This is a genomic window from Arthrobacter sp. B0316-1-20 (genome assembly GCF_059091865.1).
Map to the genome: position 1 here is coordinate 30,527 of NZ_JBNHHC010000002.1, position 24,369 is coordinate 54,895.

Below are 24,369 nucleotides of genomic sequence, written 5' to 3' on the forward strand. Positions count from 1 at the left end.
GTCGGCATGATCTGGGCGCAGACCACCAACGGCGTAATCGGCCGCGACGGCGGCATGCCCTGGCACCTGCCCGAGGACCTGGCGCACTTCAAGCGGACCACCCTCAACCATCCTGTGGTGATGGGCCGCAAGACCTGGGAGTCCTTCCCGGACAAATATCGGCCGCTGCCCGGACGCACCAACATTGTGATCAGCCGCCGGCCGGAAATGCGCGGCCAGCTTGTGGCCGAGGGGGCGGTGGTGGTCGAATCCGTGGAGGACGCGATGGCCGAGGCCGCAGCCAGTCCAGGCAGCGACGAAATCTGGATCCTTGGCGGCGGCGAGATCTTCAACCTCACCACACAGCATACCAACGCGGCGTCGGTCACCGTTATTGATATGGAGACCGACGGCGACACCTACGCCCCGCAACTGGGCCCGGAATGGAAGTTCGACGGCGTCTCCCCCACCGAAGGCTGGAGCACCGCGGCCAACGGCACCCGCTACCGCATCTCGCTCTGGGTCCGCGGGGAGGACAGCCGGGCGCAGTAGCACCACGCGCACATTCTGGTTGGCCTCGGGGTGAATGCGGACGGTCAACCGCCGGGCGGCACGGGGCCGTGCGGCACCGAGACCGGATGGCACTCAGGCCGTGCGAGGCACCCAACCCGAGCACCGCCGTCGTACGCGTACCCCTTGATATGCCGCCGGAGTCGCGTAACTCACCAGTGCCCGAATTGACCCTGCCCGTAAACTAGATGGCATGACTTCCCCGGTAGCCAATTCCTCTGCACAGTCCGTCGGCCTGATCGGTTGGCGCGGCATGGTCGGTTCCGTCCTCATGCAGCGCATGCAGGATGAAGGCGACTTCGACCTCATCAACCCCGTCTTTTTTTCCACGTCGAACGCCGGCGGCGACGCCCCGGCCTTCGCTGAAGGCGCGGGCAAACTGCAGGACGCGTACGACGTCGAGACGCTCGCCAAGCTGCCGATCATCGTCACCGCGCAGGGCGGGGACTACACCTCCGAGGTCTACCCGAAGCTGCGCGATGCCGGCTGGGACGGACTTTGGATTGATGCCGCTTCCACGCTGCGGATGCAGGACAGCTCCATCATTGTGCTGGACCCTGTGAACCGTGACGTGATCGACGCCGGCCTGGCGCGCGGCGTCAAGGAATTCATCGGCGGCAACTGCACCGTTTCCTGCATGCTCATGGGCCTGGGCGGGCTGTTCAAGAACGGCCTGGTGGAGTGGGGAACCTCCATGACCTACCAAGCAGCCTCCGGCGGCGGCGCCCGGCACATGCGCGAACTGCTGAACCAGTTCGGTTCGCTCAACGCTGCCGTGACCGCCGAACTGGCCGACCCTGCCTCTGCCATCCTGGAAATCGACCGCAAGGTCCTGGCCCTGCAGCGCAATCCTGAGCTGGATTCCTCCCAGTTCGGCGTACCGCTGGCCGGCTCCGTGATCCCGTGGATCGACAAGGATCTGGGCAACGGACAGTCCAAGGAAGAGTGGAAAGCGCCTGCCGAGACGAACAAGATCCTGGGACTCAGCGATGACAAACGCATCCCGTTCGACGGTCTGTGCGTGCGTATCGGAGCCATGCGATCCCACTCGCAGGCCCTCACCCTGAAACTCACCGAAGACCTCCCGGTGGCCGAAATCGAGCGGATCATCGACGCCGACAACGAGTGGTCCCGCGTGGTGCCGAACACCAAGGAAGCCACCATGGAGCAGCTCACCCCGGTGGCGGCCAGCGGCACCCTGGAGATCCCGGTCGGCCGCATCCGCAAGCTGGAAATGGGCCCCGAGTACATCAGCGCCTTCACCGTCGGCGACCAGCTCCTGTGGGGCGCCGCGGAGCCGCTGCGACGCATGCTGCGGATCGCCACCGGCAACCTCTAAGCCAGGCGCCCCTATAGGGCAGCCGGCAGAGCTGGTGACACACGGCTTATGGAGCCTGTCCCTTCGCGGGGCGGGCTCCTGCTGTTGAGTCCTCGGTGAGGTCCTCGGCCCGCCGTACACCGCTTCCCCAGCGCGACGGCGGTCCATTGCCAGCGTCTCCGCTCCCACCTTCCCCTCTTGCTCGGACCATCGGGGGCCGTACGAGCTCCCCCGCCGGCCTTGCAGGCCGGCATCCTCTGATACGGACGCGTCTTGTCCTCCACAGGCGACACTTACCCTCCACAGGGCCCTCTCCTCCTCACGGACGTCACTAAACCCTCAACAAAGCCGTCTCCTCCTGCACAAGGAGCTCTCCCTACAAACGCGTCCTGTCCTCTGCAAGGCTGACTCCTCCCACGCAAGACGTCTTCCTTCCCGCACAGACGCGTCTTGCCCTCCACAGGGCCGCCCCGGTCGATGGTTGTGCACATACGTCGAACGCCCGTTCTAGTCCGAGCTTGCGCTGCATAGCGTTGAAGTATGGCAGCGGGACCGTGGGACGAGGCACAGGAGCCGGACGAACACTCCGGCGCCTCCGCCGTGCCGGACGGTGCTGCCGCACCGGATGACGCGGCTGCAGCTCCGGACAATGGCGCCCGCTCGGACAGCGGCTCGGGCACAAGCGCCACTCCAGGTGAAGAAGCCGCGGTAGATGCTGGCGCCCATGCTGTCACACCGGAGGACAGCACCCCATCGGTTTCTGCGTGTCGGGAGTTGTGGGAGGAGGATTGGCGGGAGCTGGAACCGGCGGAACTGGCCGGGCTGCTCGCCGGCACCGACCCCGGCAGCCTCGATGACTGGTCCGTGCTCGAATACCTCAAGGCCGTGCGCAAGCACGAGGCCTGGACCCAGTCCCGCCGCACCCGCGCCATCCACCAGATGTCCGTGCTCCGGCCCGCCACCGGCACCGATGCCGGCGCGCCGGACGGGATCAGCCGGCACGCCGCCCAGGAACTCGCCCCCATCCTCGCCGTGCCCGGCAAACAGGCCGCCGCGGAACTGGCCGACGCGCACCAGATCGGCACCCACCTGCCCGCCACCCTCGCCGCCCTCGACGACGGCGCGATCGACCTGCCCCGCGCCGCCGCGATCGCCCGCAAAGGCGCCGACCTCCCGCCGGAGACCTTGGCCGAGTTCGAGAACGCGGTGCTGCCCGGTGCCGGGGCCATCACCCTCGAATCCGTCCACGCCCGCGCCCGGACCGCCCGCGACCGGCTGCACCCCGAACCCCTCGAGACCCGGCACCGGGCCGCAATGCAACGGCGCACCGTCCAATACCTGCCGCAGGAGGACGGCATGGCCGAACTCTACATCCGCACCTCCGCGGACAAAGCCCTGCTGGCCTACAACCTGATGCAGGCCCATGCCAGGAAACTGCGAACCGCCGAGGAGACCCGCACCCTCGGCCAGCTCCGCGCCGACGTCTTCACCGACATGCTCCTGCGCTACCCCGACCACGCCTACCAACCCGCCACCGCAGCACCGGCCACAGAACCAGCCGCAACCGGCCTGAACCGTGCTGGGTTTCGTAGAGGCTCGGGATTCACGCACTCAGGGGTTCCCGGGTGCGGTTCAGGTGGAAATGGTGTTCGTACTCTATCGGGGTCTGGTAGCCGATGGATGAATGGAGACGCTGATGGTTGAACCAGTGCACCCACTCGGCGGTCGCGGTCTCTACGGCTTGCCGCGACGTCCATGTGCGGGCCGGACCGGCATCGATCAACTCGGTCTTGTAGAGGCCGATGGTCGACTCCATCAACGCGTTGTCGAGGGCGTCTCCCACGGTTCCGATCGAACCGGCGATCCCTGCCTCGGCCAGTTTCTCGGTCAACGCGATGGACGTGTACTGCGAGCCTGCGTCGGAGTGGTGGATCAGTCCGTTGGACGTGAACCGGACCTTGCCGCGGCGGCGGGCGAACAGCGCCTGGGCCAGCGCACCGGTCACCAGCGACGTTTCCTTCGACGTGGATGCTTTCCAGCCCAGGATCATCCGCGAGGCCACATCGGTGATGAACGAGACGTAGCAGAATCCGGCATACGTCCAGACGTAGGTGAAGTCCGCGACCCATACGGTGTTCGGCACGGTGATGTCCCAGCCGCGGTTGACCCGGTCCGGGTGCCGCGGCGCTTCCCGGTCCCGGTGGGTGGTCACGGTGCGGTGCCGTCCCCTGACAGCGCCGGCCAGGCCTGCCTGGCGCATCAGCCGGCCCACCCGGTCGCGGCCGATCCGGTGACCCTGCCGGTTCAGCGCGTGCCACATCTTGAGCACTCCATAGCAGCTGAAATTCTGCTTATGGATGCCGGTGATCACTTCGGTCATCACCAGATCCGACGCGGCCCGGGCGGAAAGCGGGCGGGATTTGTACGCGTAGTAGGTGCACGGGGCGATCTTTATTCCGGCGTTCGCGGTCAGAACGCGGCAGATCGGCTCGACCCCGAAGCGGTGCCTGAAAGCATCGATGTACTCAACGATTATTGCCGTGGGCGGTCGAGCTCCGCTGCGAAAAAAGCCGATGCGGTTTTCAGGATTTCGTTGGCCCGCTTCAGCTCCGCGTTCTCCCGCCGCAGCCGGCGCAGGTCGGCGGCCATATCGCTGGTCACCCCGGGGCGGTCCCCGGCGTCGACCTCCGCCTTCCGCGACCAGGTCCGCAAGGTGTCGTCCGGGATCCCGACGATCTTGGCCACGTGCCTGATCGTGGCCGCCTTGGACTCCTCCTGGTGCTCCGCGCGCCGCTCCATATACAGGCGCACTGCACGGTCCTTGAATTCCTGTTCGTACTTGATTCCGCTGGTCATGATTCATTCTCCGGTGAGGAAAGAGTCTCTACCAGACCCAGTACGGTTCAAGACCCCGACGGCACCCTGCACTTCACCACCCGCTCCGGACACACCCACACCACCACCCCCGACGAAGGCTGGGCCCTCACCTACCCCACACCAAAAGACGACGCCGAACCCCCAACCGGCAAGGGGAGAAGCGCAACAGGAGGATTCCAAGACGGAGAGGAAGGCGAACGATGCGACGAAACGACGCCGCCGTTCTGATGGAAGGGCCGCGGGCTGCCCACCTGCGGCGCCTGCTACTTGGGGCGCTGCCTTCCTGCGGCCTGCGGCGCCGCCTACCCGGGGAGCGGGTTGTCGCTTCGGGATGTCTCCCAGCCGGCCGGACCGTCGCTGCCGGCCTCGTACTCTTCCAGCGGCACCACGTCTTTCTCCCAAGCCTTGAGTACTGGTTCTACGATCCGCCAGCAGTCCTCGGCGATGTCCCCGCGGACAGACAAAAGCGGGTCGCCGTGCAGCACGCCTTCCAAGACTTCGCCGTAGGGCAGCAGGTCAGCCGCGTGAAGATCTGCTGCCATGACCGCACGGTCCAGCGTGAAGATGTCGCTCGGGCCGTTGACATCGATCTCCAGTTGCAGGGTCTCTGGCCCCAGACCGATCCTCAGCCGGGTTGGACTGTCGATGCCTTTGAATCCCGTGGGCAGGTGGCTGACCGGCTTGAAGGTGATGATGACTTCCTTCTTCGGTTGGGCCAAGGCCTTGCCTGAACGCAGGATGAATGGGACGCCCGCCCAGCGGTTGTTGTTGATCGAAACTTCAACCTCAGCAAGGGTTTCCGTTTTCCGTGAGGGGTCTACGCCCTGTTCCGCGGTGTAGTCGGGTATGTCCCGATCGCCGATTCGGCCCGCAGTATAGCGGGCTCGCCGGGTGCTTTTGGCAAAGTCAGGGTCGACGCTGCTGGCCCGCATTATGGTGCCGATGTGGTCGCGCAGGTCCCGCTCTTTAAGGGTGGACGGCGGGTTCAGCGCCGTCAGGGCCATGACCTGCAGCAAGTGGCTTTGGATCATGTCCCGCAGCGCGCCGGCGCCGTCGTAGTAGCGGGCGCGTCCCTCCAGGGCCAGGGCTTCGTCGTAGAAAATCTCCACTTTCGCTACGTGTTCATTGCTGAGCAGTGGTTCCAACAAGCGATTAGCGAAGCGCAGGCCAAGGATGTTGAAGACTGTTGACTTGCCCAGGAAGTGGTCCACCCGGTGGATATGGTCCTCAGGCACCAGTTTCAGCAATGTCTTGTTCAGCAACACGGCCGACTCAAGGCTCGTGCCAAACGGTTTCTCCAGCACCAGACGGGTCCCCTCTGGCACATCCTCGGGTTGGAGCACTTCGCATGCTTTTTGGCTGACAGCCGGCGGCAGGGCGAAGAATACGGCCACCGGTCCGTCCAGTGCCGCCAGCAGCTTGGCCAGGGCTCCTTCGGCCGTCACGTCGACCGAGTGGTATCGGGTGTCTTGCTGGATGTCGAGCAGTTGCTGCCGTCCGTCGTCGTTCGCTGCGCCGGCGCAGGGATCAAAGGCGCCGCTGACGCGTTGCTGCCAGCGTGCAGAGTCCCAGTCATCGGAGCCGGCGCCCACCAGTTTCAGCCCGGTGGTTTTGCCTTGGGCAATCAGCCTGCCCAACCCAGGAAGCAGCAGCCTGCCGGTTAGATCGCCGGAAGCCCCCAGGATCAGCAATGTCCGGATCTGCATCGGCCCGCTGGCATAGGGGGAGGAAGCGTCCCTGGTCTCCGTCTGTTCAGCGCTCACGTTTCCCACCTTGCCATGGCAGCGACGCGGAGGGAACGGTCCTATCGCAGCTGCGAGGAAGGCGGGACTGGAACCCGCACCAGCCGGGCACGGCGGAACGGACCTGGACCCGCACCAGCCGGGCAGGACGGAAACGGATCTGGAAACCGCACCAGCCGGGCACGGCAAACGGACCGGACAGCGCTGTCAGCCGCCCGCCGTCCCGTACCACTCGGAATTAGCCGTGAAACTTGCGAACATAGCGACGTGCTGCCCGCGCCCTCAGAAGGCGAGCGAGAAGGGCGCGACTGCGGCCACCGCCAGTTGATACCCTTAAGAGCTGAACTCCGGCGTGGCCCGGGGATTGTGAACCAGATCGACGAAAGTAGACACGGCGCGTGTTCAATTCACTCTCTGACCGGTTGACCTCAACCTTCAAGAATCTGCGCGGCAAGGGACGCCTGTCCGAGGCCGACGTCGATGCCACCGTGCGCGAGATCCGGCGTGCCCTGCTAGACGCCGACGTTGCCGTGCCCGTGGTGCGCGCGTTCACCGCCCATGTTAAGGAACGCGCTCTGGGCGAGGAAGTCTCGGGCGCCCTGAACCCGGGCCAGCAGGTCGTCAAGATCGTCAACGACGAACTGGTCAATATCCTCGGCGGCGAGACCCGCCGCATCAAGCTGGCCAAGAACCCGCCGACGGTGATCATGCTCGCCGGCCTGCAAGGTGCCGGTAAGACCACGTTGGCCGGCAAGCTGTCCAAGTGGCTCAAGGGCCAGGGCCACAGCCCGCTGCTGGTTGCCGCGGACTTGCAGCGCCCCAACGCCGTGACGCAGCTTCAGGTCAACGGCCAGCGCGCCGGTGTGCCCGTTTACGCCCCGCACCCGGGCGTGCAGTCGGAGTTTGACTCCGTGACCGGCGACCCGGTGGCAGTGGCCCGCGACGGCGTCGCCGAAGCACGGCAGAAGCTGTACGACGTGGTCATCGTGGACACCGCGGGCCGGCTGGGCGTCGACGCCGAGATGATGCAGCAGGCCGCGGACATCCGCGCCGCCATCAACCCGGACGAAGTCCTCTTCGTGATCGACGCGATGATCGGCCAGGACGCCGTCAATACCGCGCAGGCGTTCAATGAAGGCGTCAACTTCACCGGCGTCGTCCTTTCCAAGCTCGACGGCGATGCCCGCGGCGGTGCCGCGCTCTCCGTTGCGTCGGTGACCGGCAAGCCCGTGATGTTTGCGTCCACCGGCGAGAACCTGGACGACTTCGAGATCTTCCACCCGGACCGGATGGCCAACCGCATCTTGGACATGGGCGACATCCTCACCCTGATCGAGCAAGCGGAAAAGTCCTGGGACAAGGGCGAAGCCGAGCGGATGGCGCAGAAGTTTGCCGACCAGGAAGACTTCACGCTCGACGACTTCCTCGCCCAGATGCAGCAGATCCGCAAGATGGGCTCGATGAAGAAGATGCTCATGATGATGCCCGGCGCCGCCAACATGCGCCAGCAACTGGAGAATTTCGACGAGCGCGAGATTGACCGGGTGGAAGCGATCGTCCGCTCGATGACCCCACACGAACGGGTTGCCCCGAAGATCATCAACGGTTCCCGCCGCGCCCGCATCGCCAAGGGCTCGGGCGTCCACGTCTCCGAGGTCAACGGTTTACTGGAGCGCTTCGGCCAGGCCCAGAAGATGATGAAGAAGATGGCGCAGGGCGGCGGCATCCCGGGCATGCCGGGCATGGCTGGTCCCGGCGGCTTCGGCGGCGCCCGCAAGAAGCAGCAGGCCGCCAAGGGCAAGAAGAAGGCCCGCTCCGGCAACCCGGCCAAGGCGGCGCAGGAGCTGCGCGAGGCCGAGGAGCGGCGCAAGAACAAGGCATCGGTGCCGGCCGGAAGCGCCTTCGGTGCCCCGCAGGACGGGCAGGACTTTGATCCGTCAGCGCTGAACCTGCCCAAGGGCTTCGACAAGTTCCTCGGCAAGTAGTCCGCCAAGTTCCACCTGCAGCGTTGAGTGCCCCGTCGGTTGTCCGGTGGGGCACTTGCCGTGAAACCGGAAGGTAAGCTGGGTTGCTGAATCGATTAGGCACGACGACGGCCACGACGACGAGGGTCTGAAGCCCCACCGGTGAGGCAGCGCAGCGAAGGAGTTTTGTGGCAGAGCAGGCACACAGCGGCGTGGATTGCTCCGCCGGAAGGCGGCAGGGCGCCGTCGTGGTCATCGTACGCAGCGTCGGCGGTTCCGTGGTGCTGGTGGACGGTCCTGACCGCCCCGCGCTTCCGGCCGCCGCGGTCCGACCCGGTGAAGACCCGCGCGCCGCCGCGGCCCGCGTGCTCGCCGAATCCTCCTTGCCGGTGCCGCCCGGGCGCATTCTGGCGCTCGATTACCAGCCGGTGGCTGCCGCGGCCGCCGAAGCCATCACCTTTGTGTACGACGGCGGCACGTACGACGGCGGTGAGCTCGCCGCGGGTGCCGGGGGACAGGCGGTCTTCCTCCCGGTCGAACAGGCCGAAGCCGTCCTGGACAGCGCGCAGTCCGCCCAGTTGGCCGCCGGGCTCCGAGCCCACGAGCTCCTCACCGTGGTGGAACTGCGCAACGGGCAGGTGCTGCGGACCGCGCAGGCGCGCGTGCCGGAACGCGAGTTGGCGCCGCAGGTCTGGGATCCCGAGCCTGCCGGCGGGTCCAAAGGGACTGTCGGGTCCGGCGTTTAGTATTTCTCCCATGGCAATCGGCAGCGGAGAGCGGGTGGTCTTTGTCCACGGCACCGATAGTTTTGGGGCCGCGGCCTGGCCGCATCAGCACCGACTGGCCGGACGTTACGACTGCCTGTTCCTCCGCCGCCACGGGTTTGATCTGCAAGCGGATCCGCTGCCCACCGACTTTGATGAAGACGCCCGGATCGTTGGCCGGCATCTCGGCGCCGGTGCCCACGTGGTGGCGCATGCGCAGGGCGCCGTCGCTGCCATGATGGCCGCCGTGGAGCACCCGGACAAGGTGCTTTCGCTGACGCTGTTCGAGCCGGCGTGTTTGTCCTTGACCGCCGACTTGCCTGCCACGCGCGCGTATCGCCAGCGGCTGGAGCCCTTATTCGCCGCCCGCCGTGAGCTGACCGACGAGGAGTACCAGCGCGAGTTTGTCCGGCTGGTGGTCGGCGCCGAAGCGCTGCCGCTGGCCACCGCGGCCGATCGGGCACAAGCTAAACGGGCCCGGCTGCAGGCGCCGCCGTGGAACGCGCCGCTGCACATTGTCCCGGGCCTGCCCACGCTTGTGATCACCGGCGGCTGGGAACCGCTGTACGAGGAAGTGGCCCACTACCTGGCCGGCACCGGCGCCATCCACCGCCATGCGGGCGGCCACCATCGCCCCCAGGATTCGGACCAGGGCCATGCACTTCTGGAAGCGTTTCTGGCCGGAAAGGCCCTGCCGGACTGACCGGAGGATTTCCGCTTGTGGCTGCGCTGCCGCACCCATCAGGTGTTGCTAGCGTTGAGCTATGAACCAAACAGGCTGGGAACCGGCGTCCGGACAACTGTGGTGGCCGTGGCCGCTGGACGAAGCTGGAGTGGCAGCACTGCAGCAACAACTCTCCAACCGGTCCCTGCTGGGTGCCTTCGCCGGCGGAGTCCCGCAGCCCGGCGACAGCGTGGTCTCCGTGCTGCTGGCGGTGAACCCGGAGCAGCGAGCGGCAGTATTGGATACCGCCGGCAAGGCAGTCCCGGGCCCGGACGTCGCCGCCCTGGTCCGCGGGCTCTCCGCCGATTTGGGCGCAGCCGTCGAGATTGACGGCATCGAATACGAGGCGCCCGCACCGGAGGCGGCGCTGGAACTGGACGCCGTGCCGTCGCCCGAGGATGCCGAGGAGCTTGAGGCGCCGGACCCCGCCGAGCTGCGCACGGTACTGGTGGGGAAATTCCGGCGCGAGGACTTGCTGATGTTCGGTGCCCTCAACGGCGTGGCAGTCCACGTCCTGGAGCCCAGCGCCGGAAGCCCGGACGGGCCTGCACCTGGACAGCGGGTCGTGTTGGTGCACGGCGAGGCGGCGCCTGGGCTCTACAACTGGCCGGCCTCCGCCAAACCCATCGTGGCGCTGATGGACTTTGACGGTTTCCGCGCGGTCGAGGCCTGGCTGCCCGGAACCCGGCGCGATCCTGACACCAGTTTCTGGCACGCCTGGGAGGGGGCGGCCAAGCCGTTCCCCTCGACTTCCCGCGCGGACGCCGATGCGTTGCGACTGCTCGGCCGGATTGTGCATCCTGAAGGTCCCGACCCGCGGCGTCTTTGTGAAGTTCTCGGTCTGGAACCGGACGCCGTCAAGGGGCTCGAGGAGCTGATGGCCTCACCGGATGAGCCGGGGATCCTGGCCCGGGCCGGCCACCTCCTGGAACTGCCGCCGGTCGCCGCACGGCTGGCCGAAGGAACGCTGCAGCCTGACCGGGTCGCCGGGATGGAGACCTTCCCGGCGCAATCCATCGGCAAGGCCCTGCTTGAACTGGCCAGCGCCCCCGCCGAAGGGAGGGGGCCCCTCGCCGCCTGGCAGCGCGCCGTCGTCGCACGCCCCGGCATGCTCGCCGGCAGCGCCGCCGCGGCGGCCACCGGTGCCGCGCTGCTGTTCCGGGCCGCGGGCCGCCGGCCGGCCAGCGCCCGCTTGCTGCGCGCCGGCGCGCTGGGGCTGGTGCTGCAGGCCGCCAGTGACGTGGCGCTGGGCAGCTACTTGGCTTACCGGCGGCGCCGCTGATCCACCCCGGCCAGCCGTTCGACGGCGGCGAGTCCGGCCTCGGTGCCGGGCCAATGCCGGCGCAGCGGATCCGGTCCGGCCGACCGGACCATTGCGCGCAGCAGCCAGGCGGCCACCAGCACGTCGTCGGCGTAGCCAAGAACCGGAACGAAATCCGGAACCAAGTCGATGGGCGAGGCCAGATAGACCAGCAACAACAGCGGAAGCGCCCGCGTCCGGACCGGCAGCTCCGAATCAGCCGCCAGCCGGCGCAGCAGGCGGAGCAGATCGGGCAGCAGGCGCAAGGCATCGCGCATGCGGACGGTGTCCGGATGGCGCCGCGCGTACCGCCACAAGGCCAACAGCATCAGGGCATACAGCAGCGCCAGCCCGCCGGCCACGGCGAGGACCGGTTCCCACCAGTGCATGCGTTTCCTGACTCGTGCTGACCCTTTAAGGATCAGCGTACCGGCCGGCGCGGTGGCGAGATGGGCTGCAAGTCCCACCAGCCCCAGAACAAGGGACTGGAATAAACGTGAAGGTTCAAGTATTCTATTTACATGAACTTTCAAGTAAACGCCCAGGACCTGCTCTCCGCCGACCTCAGCATGGGCACCGTGATGCTCAAGGTGGGGGACATGAAGAACATGATTAACTACTACCAGCAGGCGCTGGGGCTGGATCCCGTCTCCGAGGGACTCGGCGGCGTCTTCCTGGGCCGCGGCACCACGCCGCTGCTGCACTTGGCTCCGGCCACCGGGCTGCAGCTGCCGTCCCGCGGCGAAGCCGGTTTGTTCCACACCGCCTTCCTGTTCGAGAGCCAGTCGGACTTGGCCGCCACCGTTGCCACCGCTGCGCAGACCGACCCGTCCCGGTTCACGGGCAGCGCCGACCACCTGGTCAGCGAGGCGTTCTACTTCACTGACCCGGAGGGCAACGGCATCGAGCTCTACTGGGACCGCCCGCGCGAGCAGTGGTCGTGGAAGGAAACCGCCGAGGGCAAGGAAGTCCACATGGACAGCCTGGCCCTGAACCCGCAGACCTACCTGCAGAGCCACCTAACTGAGGAGGCGCTCTCCAGCCAGCGCCAGTCCGGTGCGGACATCGGCCACGTGCATCTGCAGGTCGGCGACACCCATACCGCCGAAGAGTTTTACGTGAAGACCCTCGGCTTCGAGCGCACCGCCGGCTGGCACGGCCAGGCGCTGTTCGTCGCCGCCGGCGGCTACCACCACCACATGGCCATGAACGTCTGGAACAGCCGCGGCGCCGGCCCGCGCAAGGACACCCTGGGCCTGGGCGAAGTGCTGATCCACGTGCCGACCGATGATGAGGTGGGCGCCCTGGCGGAACGGCTGACCAGCGCCGGCATCTCGCACCACCACACCGGTGCCGAGCTGCGCTTCGAGGACCCGTGGCGCAACCAGCTGCGCATCGCCGTCGGCTAAGCAGAAACCCGCCCGGTGCGGCTAGGCTGAAAGAGAACCATCGGTCTAGCCGCGGAAGGGCTTGCACATGTCCGGAACCACCGAAATCTTCGTTGCCACCCATGATGTCGCCGTCCGGCGCGCCGCAGAACTTGAGGCCAGCGTCGAATCCCGCGGAACCGACGGACCCATGGCCGCGGTCGGCGATGCCCCGAGCCTCCGCCTTAATGGGGTCACCGACCTGGAGATTGAGATCCTTGGCGGTCTTGCTGCCAAGGCCGTCGGCGCCGCCGGCGGCGAGGCGCTGGACATGGCCGACGTCTCCAGCGACTACCTGATGGTGGTCCCGGATGCCATGGTCCAGTCGCTGGCCGAACTCTTGACCCACACCGACGACGCCGGTGCCTCCTTGATCCCGGAGGTCGCCTCGCTGTGGGCTGCCGAAGAGGACATGCCGTTCAGCGGCGAGATCGCCGAGGATCATGTCCGCCGCATCGCGCAACTCGCGTCGCAGGCCGAACACGCCGAACGCCAGCAGCTCTACGTCTGGTCCAGCACCGCCGAAGCCTAAGCTCCCCGGCGGTCGACCCAGTGAGCCCTCCGGTGGTCGACCAAGTGAGCGTCAGCTAACGCGTGGAGATCCGCCGCAAAACCCAAACCGCACGTCGAGTCGCGCGGATTGGTTTCCATCTGGCACAATAGTCAGGTACTCGATCTGCGCGGCCCCTCTCTCCGTGTATGCATCTTGTCCTTTGAACCCCAACCATGGCCCGCCCCACGGGAGCAGACATACGGGTTCGCCCATTTTCAGAACCAGGAGTGACCACAACAGTGGCCGTAAAGATTCGCCTTAAGCGCTTCGGTAAGAAGTTCTCTGCCCACTACCGCGTCGTTGTCATGGATTCCAAAGCCAAGCGCGACGGCCGTGCCATCGAAGAGATCGGGCAGTACCACCCGACCGAAGAGCCCTCGTTCATCGAGATCAACTCCGAGCGCGCCCAGTACTGGCTCGGCGTCGGCGCCCAGCCGACCGAACAGGCTGCAGTCCTGCTCAAGATCACTGGCGACTGGCAGAAGTTCAAGGGTATTGAGGGCCAGGAAGGCACTCTCAAGACCAAGGAAGCCAAGGAAACCTTCGTGGCTCCCGAAAAGGACTCCGTCATCATCCCCGAGGCCATCACCCCGAAGGCCAAGAAGGAAGAAGCTGCCGAGGCTCCGGCCGAGGAAGCTGCAGACGAAGCCGAAAAGGCTGAGTAATGCTGGCTGAAGCGCTCGATCATCTGGTCCGCGGGATCGTTGACAGTCCCGAGGACGTCAAGGTCACGCAGAAGAACAGCCGCCGCGGTGACATCATCGAGGTTCGTGTTCACCCGGAGGATCTGGGCCGCGTCATCGGCCGCCAGGGCCGCACCGCCCGCGCACTGCGCACAGTGGTAAACGCCTTGGCCGATGAGCAGGTCCGCGTCGACGTGGTGGATACCGACCGCCGACGCTGATCCGGATCGGCGCTGCCCGGCTTCAGGCCAGGCACCCATTCCATAACCTCCGGCCCCTGTACCAGCTAATGGTTCAGGGGCCGGACGTTTTTCACCCCGACGGACGTTTTTCCAAGGAGTCTGCATGCAGCTACAAGTTGCCCGGATCGGCAAACCGCACGGCATTCGGGGCGAGGTCACCGTCCAGGTGCTGACCGATGCTCCGGCCGATCGCTTCGTGCCCGACGTTGAGCTGACCGTGGAGCCGGCGCGGCTAGGGCCGCTGACCGTGCGCAGCGCCCGCTGGAACAAGGACATCTTGCTGCTGGGCTTCCATGAAGTCGCGGACCGCAACGGTGCCGAAGAACTCCGCGGCGCCAAGCTCTTCATCGACACCGACGACGTCGAGGACGACGACGACGCCTGGTACGAACACGAACTGGTCGGCCTCGCCGTGCGCGTGGGCGACGAGGTGGTCGGCAAGGTATCCGGACTGAATACCATGCCCGCCCAAGACCTGCTGGTGGTGGAAAACCTCGACGGCGAGGAAGTGCTGGTGCCCTTCGTCGAAGCCATCGTGCCGGAGGTCGATGTGGAGGCCGGTTTCGTGCGGCTCACGCCGCCGGCCGGATTGTTTGAACTGAACGCTCCCGGAGCGCAGGAGACCCCAGACGACGGCGAGGGGGAGCGCTAGGTGCGCATCGACGTCGTCAGCATCTTTCCGGAGTATCTGGCCGCGCTGGACCTGTCGCTGATTGGCAAAGCCCGGCAGGACGGACTCCTGCAACTGAAGGTGCATGACCTGCGCGACTTCACCACCGACCGCCACCGCACCGTGGACGACACCCCGTACGGCGGCGGCGCCGGCATGGTGATGAAGCCGGAGCCCTGGGCCCAAGCCCTCGAAGCAGTGGTCACAAACGCGGTGGTCGACCAAGTGGGCGCCACCCCGGTGGTCGACCAAGTGAGCGCCAGCGAACGCGTGGAGACCCGAGCGGAGCCAGCTTCCCCGGTGGTCGACCAAGTGAGCTCCACCCCGGTGGTCGACCAAGTGAGCGCCAGCGAACGCGTGGAGACCCCCGCGTTGAACCCCGCACAGCCTCCCGCCGCCCGCCCGGTCCTGATCGTCCCGTCGCCCGCCGGTGAAGTCTTCAACCAGGCGCTTGCCTACGAGCTCGCCCTCGAGGACCATTTGGTCTTTGCCTGCGGCCGTTATGAAGGCATCGACGAGCGTGTCCTCGAATGGGCCGCCGAGCACTTCCGTGTGCGGCCGGTCAGCCTCGGCGACTACGTGCTCAACGGGGGAGAGGTTGCCGTGCTGGCCATGGTTGAAGCCGTGGGGCGGCTAGTGCCCGGCGTCGTCGGTAATCCCGAATCTTTGGTGGAGGAGTCCCACTCGGACGGGCTGCTGGAGTACCCCGTCTACACCAAACCGTCGGACTGGCGCGGGCGCGGCATTCCGGAGGTACTGCTCAGCGGCAACCACGCCAAGATCGCCCGGCACCGCCGCGACGAACAACTTCGCCGCACTGCTGAACGCCGCCCGGACCTGATCCTGGCGCTGGATCCGGAGACGCTGGACAAGGCCGACCGCGCCACCCTCAGCTCGCTCGGCTACACCATCACGCCCACGCAGGTCCTTCCGGCTGGGCCGCAGTCAGGGGCTAGCGCCGAGGCGACCCCGTAGTTTCCGGCGGAATTAGAGCTTCGGCCGCGCCATGTGGCAAAATAGAGGATTGTGTCCGCTGGGCGCGATCCTGCCACAGGGGGAGCGCTGCCAACAGCTGGATTCGCCGGCCGCCGATTCCCGGACGAGCCGGTTCTTGAATTTCGGCAGCGACTGTTGCAGGCTCCGGCCTGACCGTTGCGCCGTAACCAAAGTGAATGACCTGTGGCGTTCACCAGGAGTGAGAAATGCATATCCTCGACTCTGTCGACGCAGCTTCGCTGCGTAGCGACGTTCCCGAGTTCCGCGCCGGCGATACCGTCAAGGTGCACGTGAACATCATCGAAGGCAAGACCGCGCGTATCCAGGTTTTCCAGGGTTTCGTGATGGGCCGCCAGGGCCATGGTGTCCGTGAGACTTTCACGGTCCGCAAGGTTTCCTTCGGCGTGGGCGTGGAGCGTACCTTCCCGGTACATTCCCCGATCATCGACCACATCGAGGTCGTAACCAAGGGCGACGTTCGCCGCGCCAAGCTGTACTACATGCGCAAGCGCCACGGCAAGGCTGCCCGCATCAAGGAGAAGCGCGACTTCGGCACCGCCAAGTAAAGCTGCTCACCAGCAGCTTCTTGACTTAGGCAGTGCAGCAAATCTCTGGTTCCCCGGACGCTTTCGGGGAACCGCCAAGACGCCGGTCCGGACTTCCGGGCTGGCGTTTTGTGTTGGCCGTCGTGGTCTGTGCGGTGGTGCTCAGCGCCGTCGTACGGGCCACGCTGGTGGACGTGTACTACATCCCCTCGGGGTCGATGGAACCGCTGCTGGAGACCGGCGACCGAGTGCTCGTTTCGCGCACCGACTACCACTTCGGTGAAATTCGGCGCGGCGATCTGGTGGTTTTCGACGGCCGCGGCTCGTTTGCGCCCTTCAACAGCGGCAACTCCCCGTTCGTCGACCTCGTGCAGCAGGCCGGCCAGTGGCTGGGCGTTGCCGGCAGCGACACCATTTACGTCAAGCGCGTGATCGGCCTGCCGGGGGACACCGTCGAATGCTGCGGGCCGGACGGCCGCCTGCAGGTCAACGGCGAACCTGTGCAGGAGGACTACATTTTCGACGGCGACGCGCCCAGCGATGTGCAGTTCTCCGTGCAGGTACCCAAAGATAGATTGTGGTTGATGGGGGACCACCGCTCCGCGTCGGCCGATTCGCGTGCGCTCCTGGGTGCACCGGGCGGGGGTATGGTTCCAGTTGAGCGGGTCATCGGCCGGCCGCTGAGCATCATCTGGCCGCTGGACCGGGCGGCCGGGTTGGACCGGATACAGTTGGGTTCCCAGCCGGCGGACCAGCCCGCGGAGAATTGAGGATAGTGAGCATGGACCAGGACGACCCGAAGGACACTGGCGGGTACCAGCCGGACGCCTCAGGGCCGCAGAAGCGTGAACGGAAGAACCGCGAACGCAAGAACGGTGAACGTAACAACACCGGGCGGAACTCCCTGGTGTCGTGGTTGAAGGAGATCGCCACGATCGTCGCGGTCGCCGTCGTCCTTTCTTTCCTGATCAAGACTTTCCTCTTCCGCGCCTTCTTCATTCCGTCCACCTCCATGGAGGACACGCTGGAGGTGGACGACCGGATTTTCGTCAACCTGCTGGTGCCGCAGCCGTTTGCGCTGACCCGCGGCGACGTGGTGGTTTTCCAGGACGACCTCAGTTGGCTGCCGCCCAACGGGGCGCATAACGCCGGCAACTGGTTCCAGCAGTTCCTTACCTTCGTGGGCCTGATGCCCGATGCCTCGCAGCAGCACCTGGTCAAGCGCGTCATCGGACTGGGCGGAGACCATGTGGTCTGCTGCGACGCCGACGGCAGGGTCTCGGTCAACGGCGAACCACTGGACGAGGACCCCTACCTGGCGCCGGGCTCGGACAACACACGGGTTCCCTTCGACGTGACCGTGCCCGAGGGTAAAATCTGGGTCATGGGCGACAACCGGAACCACTCCGCGGACTCGCGCGAGCACCAGGACGAAGCCTCGAAGGGCTTCGTGGACGTAGAGTCCGTCGAGGGCAAGGCCAGCGTTATCGCGTGGCCGCTGGACCGGCTGGGCTTCCTGGGCAACTACCCCGAAGTGTTCGACGGCGTGCCGGCGCCTTCCGCGGCTATCGGCACCGAACCGTCCGCCATCACCCGTCAGAATGAGTCCCAGTGACCAGCAAAGCCCCCACGCTGCGTTTTGAGCGTTCGTTCGTCGAGGCCGGACACCGCTTGGTCGCCGGCGCGGACGAAGTGGGCCGCGGCGCCCTCGCCGGTCCTGTCAGTGTAGGGATGGTCGCTATCGACGCAACCTCGGCCAAGCAGATCCGCGGCGTGCGCGACAGCAAGCTGCTCACACCGGCGGATCGGGTGGCCTTGGTGCCCAAGATCCAGAAGTGGGCGCTGGCTTACGGGGTGGGCCACGCCAGCGCAGCGGAAATCGACGCGCTGGGCCTGATGGCGGCCATGCGGCTCGCAGGCGCCCGCGCCTGGGGCCAGGTAGTGGCCACCGCCCGGCCGGACATCGTGATCTTGGACGGAAACCACGATTGGCTCTCCGCCGGGGAGCCGTCATTGTTCGACGACGCCGCCCACCCGGGCTGCGACGCGCCGGTCCTGACCCGGATCAAGGCTGACCTGCAGTGCCTCAGCGTGGCTGCCGCCAGTGTGCTGGCAAAGGTGGAGCGCGACGCCATGATGACTGGCTATGCGACGGAATATCCGGAGTACGCCTGGGAGATCAACAAGGGCTACGCCACCCCCGCCCATCGCGCCGCCCTGCTAGGGGTTGGCCCGTCCGACCTTCACCGCCGGAGTTGGCGGCTGACCCCGGAGCAGCCGTTCATGCCCGCTGTAGATATTGCTAACTAAACACCGCCAGTCAATCTGGGGCAGGATGGGAACATGAGCGCCGAAGACCTTGAAAACTATGAAACCGATATGGAGCTGCAGCTCTACCGGGAGTACCGCGATGTCGCCGGCCTGTTCAGCTACGTCGTGGAGACGGAGCGCCGCTTTTACCTGGCCAACCACGTTGACTTGCAAGCCCGCTCTGCCGACGGCGAGGTCTACTTCGACCTGACCCTGCAAGATGCGTGGGTCTGGGATGTCTACCGGTCCGCCCGGTTCGTGAAGTCCGTCCGCGTGATCACGTTCAAGGACGTCAACGTCGAGGAACTCACCAAGAACGACGACCTCACCCTGCCGAAGGACGGCCTCGGCGGCTGACTGGATGCTTAGTGGCCGGCTGCCCGCCCGGCACTCGATTGCAGGGCCGCCGGCGCGCCGCTAAGCAAGCAGTCCTCCACAGGTAACCCACACTGGTGTGGCGTCCACATCCGTCGCCTCTGCCCTGCTCATTCAAACAGTGGCACGCCACGCTGGAGGCATGAGAGCGAAAGATGAACTGGGCCGACGCGGCGAGGAGATGGCCGCGGCCTACCTTTCCGGCGCCGGTCAGCGCGTGATCGACCGGAATTGGCGCTGCCCCGATGGTGAGCTGGACATCATCGCCGTCGACGGAGCGTCCGTTGTGGTTTCCGAGGTGAAGACCCGGCGTAGCTCCGACTATGGCCATCCCTTCGAAGCCATCACCGCCGCCAAGGTCCGGCGGCTCCAGTCTCTGGGGCACCAGTGGCTTCGGGACCACGGAATGGCCGGCACCTGCATGCGCGTGGACGCCGTCGCAGTGCTTTACGGACAGGCCCGGTGGCCCGTGATCGAGCACTTGAGGGACGTCGGCTGATGGCACTTGGGCGGACGTTCTCCGTGGCCTTGGTCGGGCTCAACGGACACATCGTCGAGGTGGAAGCGGACATCGGCCAAACCCTCCCGGCGTTTGTGCTCTTGGGCTTGCCAGATGCGTCCCTGTCCGAAGCTAAGGAGCGGATCAAAGCCGCCGCCAAGAACGCCGGCGTCCCGCTCAGCCGGCGCAAGATCACTGTCAACCTGGTACCGGCCTCGCTACCGAAAAAGGGGTCGGGATTCGACCTTGCCATCGTGCTGGCAGCCCTTCAAGCAGCGGGTGACATCCGCCCCTCCGGCCGTACGGTGTTCCTCGCCGAGCTCGGCCTGGACGGGAGGCTCCGCCCGGTGAGCGGGGTCCTGCCGGCGGTCATGGCGGCCGTGGACGCAGGCTACTCACAGGTGGTTGTCGCAGCAGCCAATGCCGATGAGGCCGCGCTGGTGCCGGGCGCAGAAGTGCGCAGCTTTGAGACGTTGGCCCAGGTGCTGCTGGCGTTCGGAGCGGATCATGACCGGCTCAATGTCATCGCGTCGGTACCGCCGTTTGAATCCACAGCCCCAGCCCCTGCCCCTGCCGGTCCGGCACCGGATCTGGCGGAGGTTGCGGGACAGCACGAAGCCCGAATGGCGTTGGAAGTGGCAGCAGCAGGCGGCCACCACCTGCTGCTGGTCGGACCGCCTGGTGCTGGGAAGACCATGCTGGCTGAACGGCTGCCCGGTATCCTGCCCGACCTCCTTGACCATCACGCCATGGAGGTCACGGCCATCCACTCCTTGAGCGCCACAGGAGGGCCGCTCACCGAACTGATCCGACGCCCACCCTATGAAAGCCCCCACCACACAGCCACCGCCGTTTCCATCATCGGCGGCGGTTCCGGCCTGCCCCGACCGGGCGCAGCCTCAAGGGCCCACCGGGGCGTGCTCTTCATGGACGAAGCACCGGAGTACGACCGGCAGGTCCTCGACGCCCTGCGCCAGCCGCTCGAGAGCGGGAAGCTGGTGGTGCACCGGGCCGCCGGAAGCGCCGCCTACCCCGCACGCTTCCAACTGGTCATGGCCGCCAATCCTTGTCCGTGCGGGCTTTCCGGAGGAAAGGGGCTGGACTGTACCTGCACGGCTGAGCAGAAGCGCCGTTACTTTGGCAAACTCTCCAATCCCTTGACCGACCGTATCGACCTGCAACTGACCTTGCAGCGGCTGACGGTGGGAATGATGACCGCCGGCACCAGCCGTGAAAGCAGCGCGGCCGTCGCTGCCCGGGTCGCTACCGCCCGGACGGCCCAGCAGGAGCGATTGCGCCGGTGGGGGATCGGGCTGAACTCGGAGATCAGCGGGGAACTGCTCACCGGCAAATTGCGGCCTTCGCCGGCCGTCACCCGCGACCTGGACCGGGCAATGGAGAGCGCTGTGCTGACCGGGCGGGGCTACACCCGGGTACTGCGCGTGGCGTGGACGCTCGCGGACTTGGCCGGTTTGGAGCGGCCGGACCGGGACGCAGTCAGCACCGCGCTGACCTTCCGCCAACAGGTCAAGGCGGCCTGAGCGTGCTTTCCCCATCAGCGCCAGTCAGCTACGAGGAGATGACCAGAATGACGCAATTGCCTTCCGACGACGAGCGTCTGGCCAGGGCGTCGCTTTCCCGGCTGATGGAACCGTCGGACTGGATTGGACTGGCATTGGTTGCCGTTGCCGGACCCATCGATGCCCTGCGCATCGCCAGCGGACAGGTAAGCGCCGGGCACGGCCTGCAGGCGGAGTTGCTCAGGACTCTGGACCGCCAAGCCGCGACGGGCACGCAGCCGCTGTCCGATGCCATGGAACGGTGGGCGCCGCGAGTTAAGGACCTGGCGCCGGAACGCGACCTCGATGTCATGGGCAGGCTCGGCGGCGCGCTGCTCATTCCCGGAGATGCCATCTGGCCGGCAGCCTTGGCCGATCTCGGGCTCGGTGAACCGCTCTGCCTCTGGGCACGGGGCCGGTTCACCGACGGCGTTCCGGCGGTCGGAACAACGGTTGCCGTCGTTGGCTCCCGTGACAGCACCAACTACGGCAACCAGGTAACGGGCGACATCAGCAGCGGACTGGCACAGCGGGGCTACTGCGTCATTTCCGGCGGCGCCTACGGCATTGACGCCCAAGCACATCGGTCGGCCCTCGCCGCAGAGATGGACCACGTCTCGACCATGGCGGTCATGGCAGGCGGCCTCGACCGGTACTACCCGGCAGGTAATGAGGAACTGCTCCGCGCCATCGCCAGTCGGGGCATCCTGCTGGCCGAGGTGCCGCCCGGCGCAGCACCGACGCGTTGGAGGTTTCTGCAGAGAAACCGGCTGATCGCAGCGTTGGCGGCGGCCACTATTGTTGTGGAAGCCCGTTGGCGATCCGGTGCTCTGAACACGGCGCACCACGCCGCAGGCCTCGGCCGGGGCGTGGGTGCCGTTCCCGGATCCGTCTACAGCGCGAACTCGGCCGGCACCCACCGCCTGTTACGCGAGGGAACCGCAACGGCCATTACCGACGCTGCGGAAGCAGCCGAACTCGCGGGTCCGATCGGGTCGGTTCAGGAGGCTAATAACCAGGAAGTCCTCGCGGACCACGATGGTCTCGGCGTTGACGACTTGCTGCTGCTCGACGCCCTGCCGGTCCGCCGAGGAAGCACCGTGGACAAACTCGCCATAGTCGCCGGGCTACCGGTCCGCAAGGTGCTGGCTGGCCTCGGCCGGCTGGAGGCTGCAGGGCTCGCCGTACAGGATGCCGGCGGCTGGCGGCGCGGAAGGAGGGACTGAACGAGGACGGACGAGCTGAGGGCCAGTCGAAGGGACTCAGGGTGCCCTCCGCGGCGGGGCGGGGCCGGACGGGACCGAAACTTCAGGGGCACCTCCGTGCGCCTGCTTGAGTTCGCCCGCCCCGGCCAGCAAAGTGAAGGGATGAGCTCTGCAGACAAACCCGAACAGCAGGGCATACCCGCACTCCCTGAGGCTTTTGACAGGGCACTAAATGGCTTCGCCCGCTATCTGAGCGCCGAACGTGCCCGCTCCGAACACACCGTCCGGGCCTATCTGGCGGACGTCAGGCATCTGCTCGGCCACGCCGCGGAGGCCGGAGCCGGAGCCCTTCCGGACATCACTCTCGGAACGCTGCGCTCTTGGCTGGGCGCGATGAACAGTGCAGGGATGGCCAGATCCACGCTGGCTCGGCGTACCGCAACCGCCCGCAGCTTCATGGCCTGGGCGCTGCGCGAGGAACTCATCCCCACGGACCCGTCGCTGCGGTTGAAGGCACCCAAACGCAACAGCTCGCTGCCGACCGTGCTGCGGCCGGCCCAAGTGGACGAGTTGTTCCGCACCCTCGCGGAGGAAGCGGCGGACGGCCAGCCGCTGCCGCTCCGCGACCGGGCGATGATCGAACTGCTCTACGCCACCGGCATCCGGGTCAGCGAACTCGCCGGCCTCGATATCGACGACGTGGATAACGAACGGCGGACCATCCGGGTACTGGGCAAGGGCAACAAGGAGCGCACCGTACCGTTCGGGCTGCCGGCCGCCGTCGCGATGGACGACTGGCTGCGCCGGGGGAGGCCCAAACTCGCCGGCGCGAAGAGCGGCCCGGCGGCTTTCCTGGGCCAGCGGGGCAAGCGGGTGGACCCGCGCCAAGTACGCTCCGTTGCGGCCAGCCTCTTCGCGCTGCTGGGGGATACTTCCGCCACCGGACCACATGCACTGCGGCACAGCGCTGCCACCCATTTGCTGGACGGGGGAGCGGATCTGCGTGCCGTGCAGGAAATTCTGGGACACAGCACCTTGGCGACCACGCAGCTCTACACCCATGTCTCGGTGGACCGGTTGCGCCGCAGCTACCAGCAGGCGCATCCGCGGGCTTAGGCCGCAGGCAGCGGGAGCCAAAGGGGAGGGAGCGGCGAGCCGGGTTGCGGAAGCCGCTGGCCGCGGGTGCGGCGAGCCAAGGGGGAGGGAGCGGCGAGCCGGGTTGCGGAAGCCGCTGGCCGCGGGTGCGGCGAGCCAAGACCAGGTGCTAATCGAGGGAAGTCGCGCGCCCTGAACAGGCCTGCTGGGCCAGAAATCCCGACACGGAATGGCACATTGGTAGTTACACTGGCGCAACTCGCCGCCGTACGGCAGAATGAGGATCGAAAGCGTCGGAAACAGCAGTACTGACAAGTTCCATCTGTCTCAAGGCTGAAGGTCGTTGGGGAAGACGTACCTACAGCAAATGGAGGATGGGATGTCTGTTGTGATGACTCGTGGCGTGCTGTTTGTGCATTCAGCACCTTCGGCATTGTGCCCTCATATCGAGTGGGCCGTCGGCTCCGTCGTGGATAAGCGAACGGATCTCGAGTGGACCGCTCAGCCTGCCGCGCCCGGAATGTACCGGGCCGAGCTGTCGTGGGTCGGGCCCCAGGGGACCGGCGCCATGCTGGCTTCTGCCCTGCGCGGCTGGGCGCACCTGCGCTATGAGGTGGCTGAAGAACCGAGCCCCGGCGTCGACGGCGGCCGCTGGTCGCACACGCCCGAACTCGGTATTTTCCACGCGATGACCGATGTCCACGGAAACGTCATGGTGAGCGAAGACCGCATCCGCTACGCCTACGAAGCCGGTGCCGGAGATCCCGCCGCTGTCTATCACGAACTGTCCCTCGCCCTGGGCGAGGCCTGGGATGAGGAACTCGAGCCGTTCCGCCATGCAGCCGAAGGCGCCCCCGTGCGCTGGCTGCACCAGGTCGGCTAGCCCGCGGGCTTTCGAACCCTCCTCCAGCAACGCAGAAGGGAGGGCGACCGGTAAATACCGGCCGCCCTCCCTTTCGTGCTGCCCGCGGG

26 protein-coding genes and 1 other annotated feature are annotated in these 24,369 nt (G+C 66.6%); of the genes, 23 read left to right on the forward strand and 3 right to left on the reverse strand.

The window, feature by feature from the left end:
* Positions 1-6: 6 nt before the first annotated feature.
* The 3 genes from AC5RW2_RS03125 to AC5RW2_RS03135 all read left to right on the forward strand — a co-directional run bounded on the left by AC5RW2_RS03125 (position 7) and on the right by AC5RW2_RS03135 (position 3,571).
* The gene (locus AC5RW2_RS03125) at positions 7-531 is read left to right on the forward strand and encodes a dihydrofolate reductase (RefSeq protein ID WP_493963164.1); all 525 of its coding nucleotides are present in this window, start codon (positions 7-9) and stop codon (positions 529-531) included.
* A gap of 211 nt (positions 532-742) precedes the next feature.
* The gene (asd, locus tag AC5RW2_RS03130; RefSeq protein WP_493949425.1) at positions 743-1,888 is read left to right on the forward strand and encodes an aspartate-semialdehyde dehydrogenase; all 1,146 of its coding nucleotides are present in this window, start codon (positions 743-745) and stop codon (positions 1,886-1,888) included.
* A 519-nt stretch (positions 1,889-2,407) separates the two neighbouring features.
* Entirely contained in the window at positions 2,408-3,571 is a 1,164-nt protein-coding gene (locus AC5RW2_RS03135) for a DUF222 domain-containing protein (protein WP_494073690.1), read from the forward strand.
* Here AC5RW2_RS03135 and AC5RW2_RS03140 read toward each other — a convergent pair.
* Both AC5RW2_RS03140 and AC5RW2_RS03145 read right to left on the reverse strand, forming a co-directional pair.
* A protein-coding gene (locus tag AC5RW2_RS03140) for an IS3 family transposase (RefSeq protein WP_494073691.1) occupies positions 3,471-4,723 on the reverse strand; the annotation gives its coding sequence in 2 pieces (ribosomal slippage) (positions 3,471-4,438 and positions 4,438-4,723; 1,254 coding nt in all). The genes AC5RW2_RS03135 and AC5RW2_RS03140 overlap by 101 nt on opposite strands.
* Positions 4,308-4,439 (reverse strand) — a sequence feature (AL1L pseudoknot). It overlaps the preceding gene by 132 nt.
* Positions 4,724-5,046: 323 nt before the next feature.
* Positions 5,047-6,450: a glucose-6-phosphate dehydrogenase gene (locus AC5RW2_RS03145; protein WP_493962303.1), complete on the reverse strand. Its 1,404-nt coding sequence runs from the start codon at positions 6,448-6,450 to the stop codon at positions 5,047-5,049.
* Between the two features lie 434 nt (positions 6,451-6,884).
* On the opposite strand from AC5RW2_RS03145, the gene ffh reads away from it, so the two are divergent.
* From ffh to AC5RW2_RS03165, 4 genes are all read left to right on the forward strand, one after another.
* The gene (gene ffh / locus AC5RW2_RS03150) at positions 6,885-8,471 is read left to right on the forward strand and encodes a signal recognition particle protein (RefSeq protein ID WP_493962272.1); all 1,587 of its coding nucleotides are present in this window, start codon (positions 6,885-6,887) and stop codon (positions 8,469-8,471) included.
* A 167-nt stretch (positions 8,472-8,638) separates the two neighbouring features.
* Complete coding sequence (locus AC5RW2_RS03155; RefSeq protein WP_493962271.1) at positions 8,639-9,196, forward strand: NUDIX hydrolase; 558 nt, start codon at positions 8,639-8,641, stop codon at positions 9,194-9,196.
* 10 nt (positions 9,197-9,206) lie between these two features.
* Positions 9,207-9,917 carry an alpha/beta fold hydrolase gene (locus AC5RW2_RS03160; RefSeq protein ID WP_493962270.1) on the forward strand — a complete coding sequence of 237 codons (711 nt, stop codon included), beginning with the start codon at positions 9,207-9,209 and terminating at the stop codon, positions 9,915-9,917.
* A 61-nt stretch (positions 9,918-9,978) separates the two neighbouring features.
* Positions 9,979-11,220: a hypothetical protein gene (locus tag AC5RW2_RS03165; RefSeq protein WP_493962269.1), complete on the forward strand. Its 1,242-nt coding sequence runs from the start codon at positions 9,979-9,981 to the stop codon at positions 11,218-11,220.
* Here the strand turns inward: AC5RW2_RS03165 and AC5RW2_RS03170 are convergent.
* The gene (locus tag AC5RW2_RS03170) at positions 11,202-11,627 is read right to left on the reverse strand and encodes a YkvA family protein (RefSeq protein ID WP_493950026.1); all 426 of its coding nucleotides are present in this window, start codon (positions 11,625-11,627) and stop codon (positions 11,202-11,204) included. The genes AC5RW2_RS03165 and AC5RW2_RS03170 overlap by 19 nt on opposite strands.
* 132 nt (positions 11,628-11,759) lie before the next feature.
* On the opposite strand from AC5RW2_RS03170, the gene AC5RW2_RS03175 reads away from it, so the two are divergent.
* The 16 genes from AC5RW2_RS03175 (at position 11,760) to AC5RW2_RS03250 (ending at position 24,280) form a co-directional block, all read left to right on the forward strand.
* On the forward strand, positions 11,760-12,647 hold the full coding sequence (locus AC5RW2_RS03175) for a VOC family protein (protein ID WP_493962268.1): 888 nt from the start codon (positions 11,760-11,762) through the stop codon (positions 12,645-12,647).
* A gap of 67 nt (positions 12,648-12,714) precedes the next feature.
* Entirely contained in the window at positions 12,715-13,197 is a 483-nt protein-coding gene (locus AC5RW2_RS03180; protein ID WP_493962267.1) for a hypothetical protein, read from the forward strand.
* Positions 13,198-13,457: 260 nt separating this feature from the next.
* Complete coding sequence (gene rpsP, locus AC5RW2_RS03185; protein WP_493950029.1) at positions 13,458-13,883, forward strand: 30S ribosomal protein S16; 426 nt, start codon at positions 13,458-13,460, stop codon at positions 13,881-13,883.
* Positions 13,883-14,122, forward strand: coding sequence for an RNA-binding protein (locus tag AC5RW2_RS03190; RefSeq protein ID WP_136786938.1), 240 nt, complete (start codon positions 13,883-13,885; stop codon positions 14,120-14,122). Before rpsP ends, AC5RW2_RS03190 begins: the two co-directional genes overlap by 1 nt.
* Positions 14,123-14,246: 124 nt before the next feature.
* Positions 14,247-14,795, forward strand: coding sequence for a ribosome maturation factor RimM (rimM, locus tag AC5RW2_RS03195; RefSeq protein WP_493962266.1), 549 nt, complete (start codon positions 14,247-14,249; stop codon positions 14,793-14,795).
* Entirely contained in the window at positions 14,796-15,788 is a 993-nt protein-coding gene (gene trmD / locus AC5RW2_RS03200; RefSeq protein WP_493962265.1) for a tRNA (guanosine(37)-N1)-methyltransferase TrmD, read from the forward strand. It begins immediately after the preceding gene.
* Positions 15,789-16,015: 227 nt separating this feature from the next.
* Entirely contained in the window at positions 16,016-16,375 is a 360-nt protein-coding gene (gene rplS / locus AC5RW2_RS03205) for a 50S ribosomal protein L19 (protein ID WP_493941266.1), read from the forward strand.
* 41 nt (positions 16,376-16,416) lie between these two features.
* The gene (gene lepB / locus AC5RW2_RS03210) at positions 16,417-17,124 is read left to right on the forward strand and encodes a signal peptidase I (protein WP_493962302.1); all 708 of its coding nucleotides are present in this window, start codon (positions 16,417-16,419) and stop codon (positions 17,122-17,124) included.
* An 11-nt stretch (positions 17,125-17,135) separates the two neighbouring features.
* Positions 17,136-17,969, forward strand: a complete 834-nt coding sequence (gene lepB / locus AC5RW2_RS03215; RefSeq protein WP_493962264.1) for a signal peptidase I — start codon at positions 17,136-17,138, stop codon at positions 17,967-17,969.
* Complete coding sequence (gene rnhB, locus AC5RW2_RS03220) at positions 17,966-18,664, forward strand: ribonuclease HII (protein WP_493962263.1); 699 nt, start codon at positions 17,966-17,968, stop codon at positions 18,662-18,664. Before lepB (AC5RW2_RS03215) ends, rnhB begins: the two co-directional genes overlap by 4 nt.
* A gap of 33 nt (positions 18,665-18,697) precedes the next feature.
* A complete protein-coding gene (locus tag AC5RW2_RS03225) occupies positions 18,698-19,021 on the forward strand; it encodes a DUF2469 domain-containing protein (RefSeq protein WP_127514805.1) in 324 nt (107 codons plus the stop codon).
* A 160-nt stretch (positions 19,022-19,181) separates the two neighbouring features.
* Positions 19,182-19,538 (forward strand): YraN family protein, encoded by a 357-nt coding sequence (locus AC5RW2_RS03230; protein ID WP_493962262.1) that lies wholly within the window; start codon positions 19,182-19,184, stop codon positions 19,536-19,538.
* Entirely contained in the window at positions 19,538-21,079 is a 1,542-nt protein-coding gene (locus AC5RW2_RS03235; protein WP_493962261.1) for a YifB family Mg chelatase-like AAA ATPase, read from the forward strand. The genes AC5RW2_RS03230 and AC5RW2_RS03235 overlap by 1 nt, the downstream gene beginning before the upstream one ends.
* A gap of 38 nt (positions 21,080-21,117) precedes the next feature.
* Entirely contained in the window at positions 21,118-22,323 is a 1,206-nt protein-coding gene (gene dprA / locus AC5RW2_RS03240) for a DNA-processing protein DprA (RefSeq protein ID WP_493962301.1), read from the forward strand.
* A 141-nt stretch (positions 22,324-22,464) separates the two neighbouring features.
* Positions 22,465-23,418 (forward strand): tyrosine recombinase XerC, encoded by a 954-nt coding sequence (locus tag AC5RW2_RS03245; protein WP_493962260.1) that lies wholly within the window; start codon positions 22,465-22,467, stop codon positions 23,416-23,418.
* A 358-nt stretch (positions 23,419-23,776) separates the two neighbouring features.
* Entirely contained in the window at positions 23,777-24,280 is a 504-nt protein-coding gene (locus AC5RW2_RS03250) for a DUF3145 domain-containing protein (protein ID WP_353918298.1), read from the forward strand.
* Positions 24,281-24,369 lie beyond the last annotated feature (89 nt).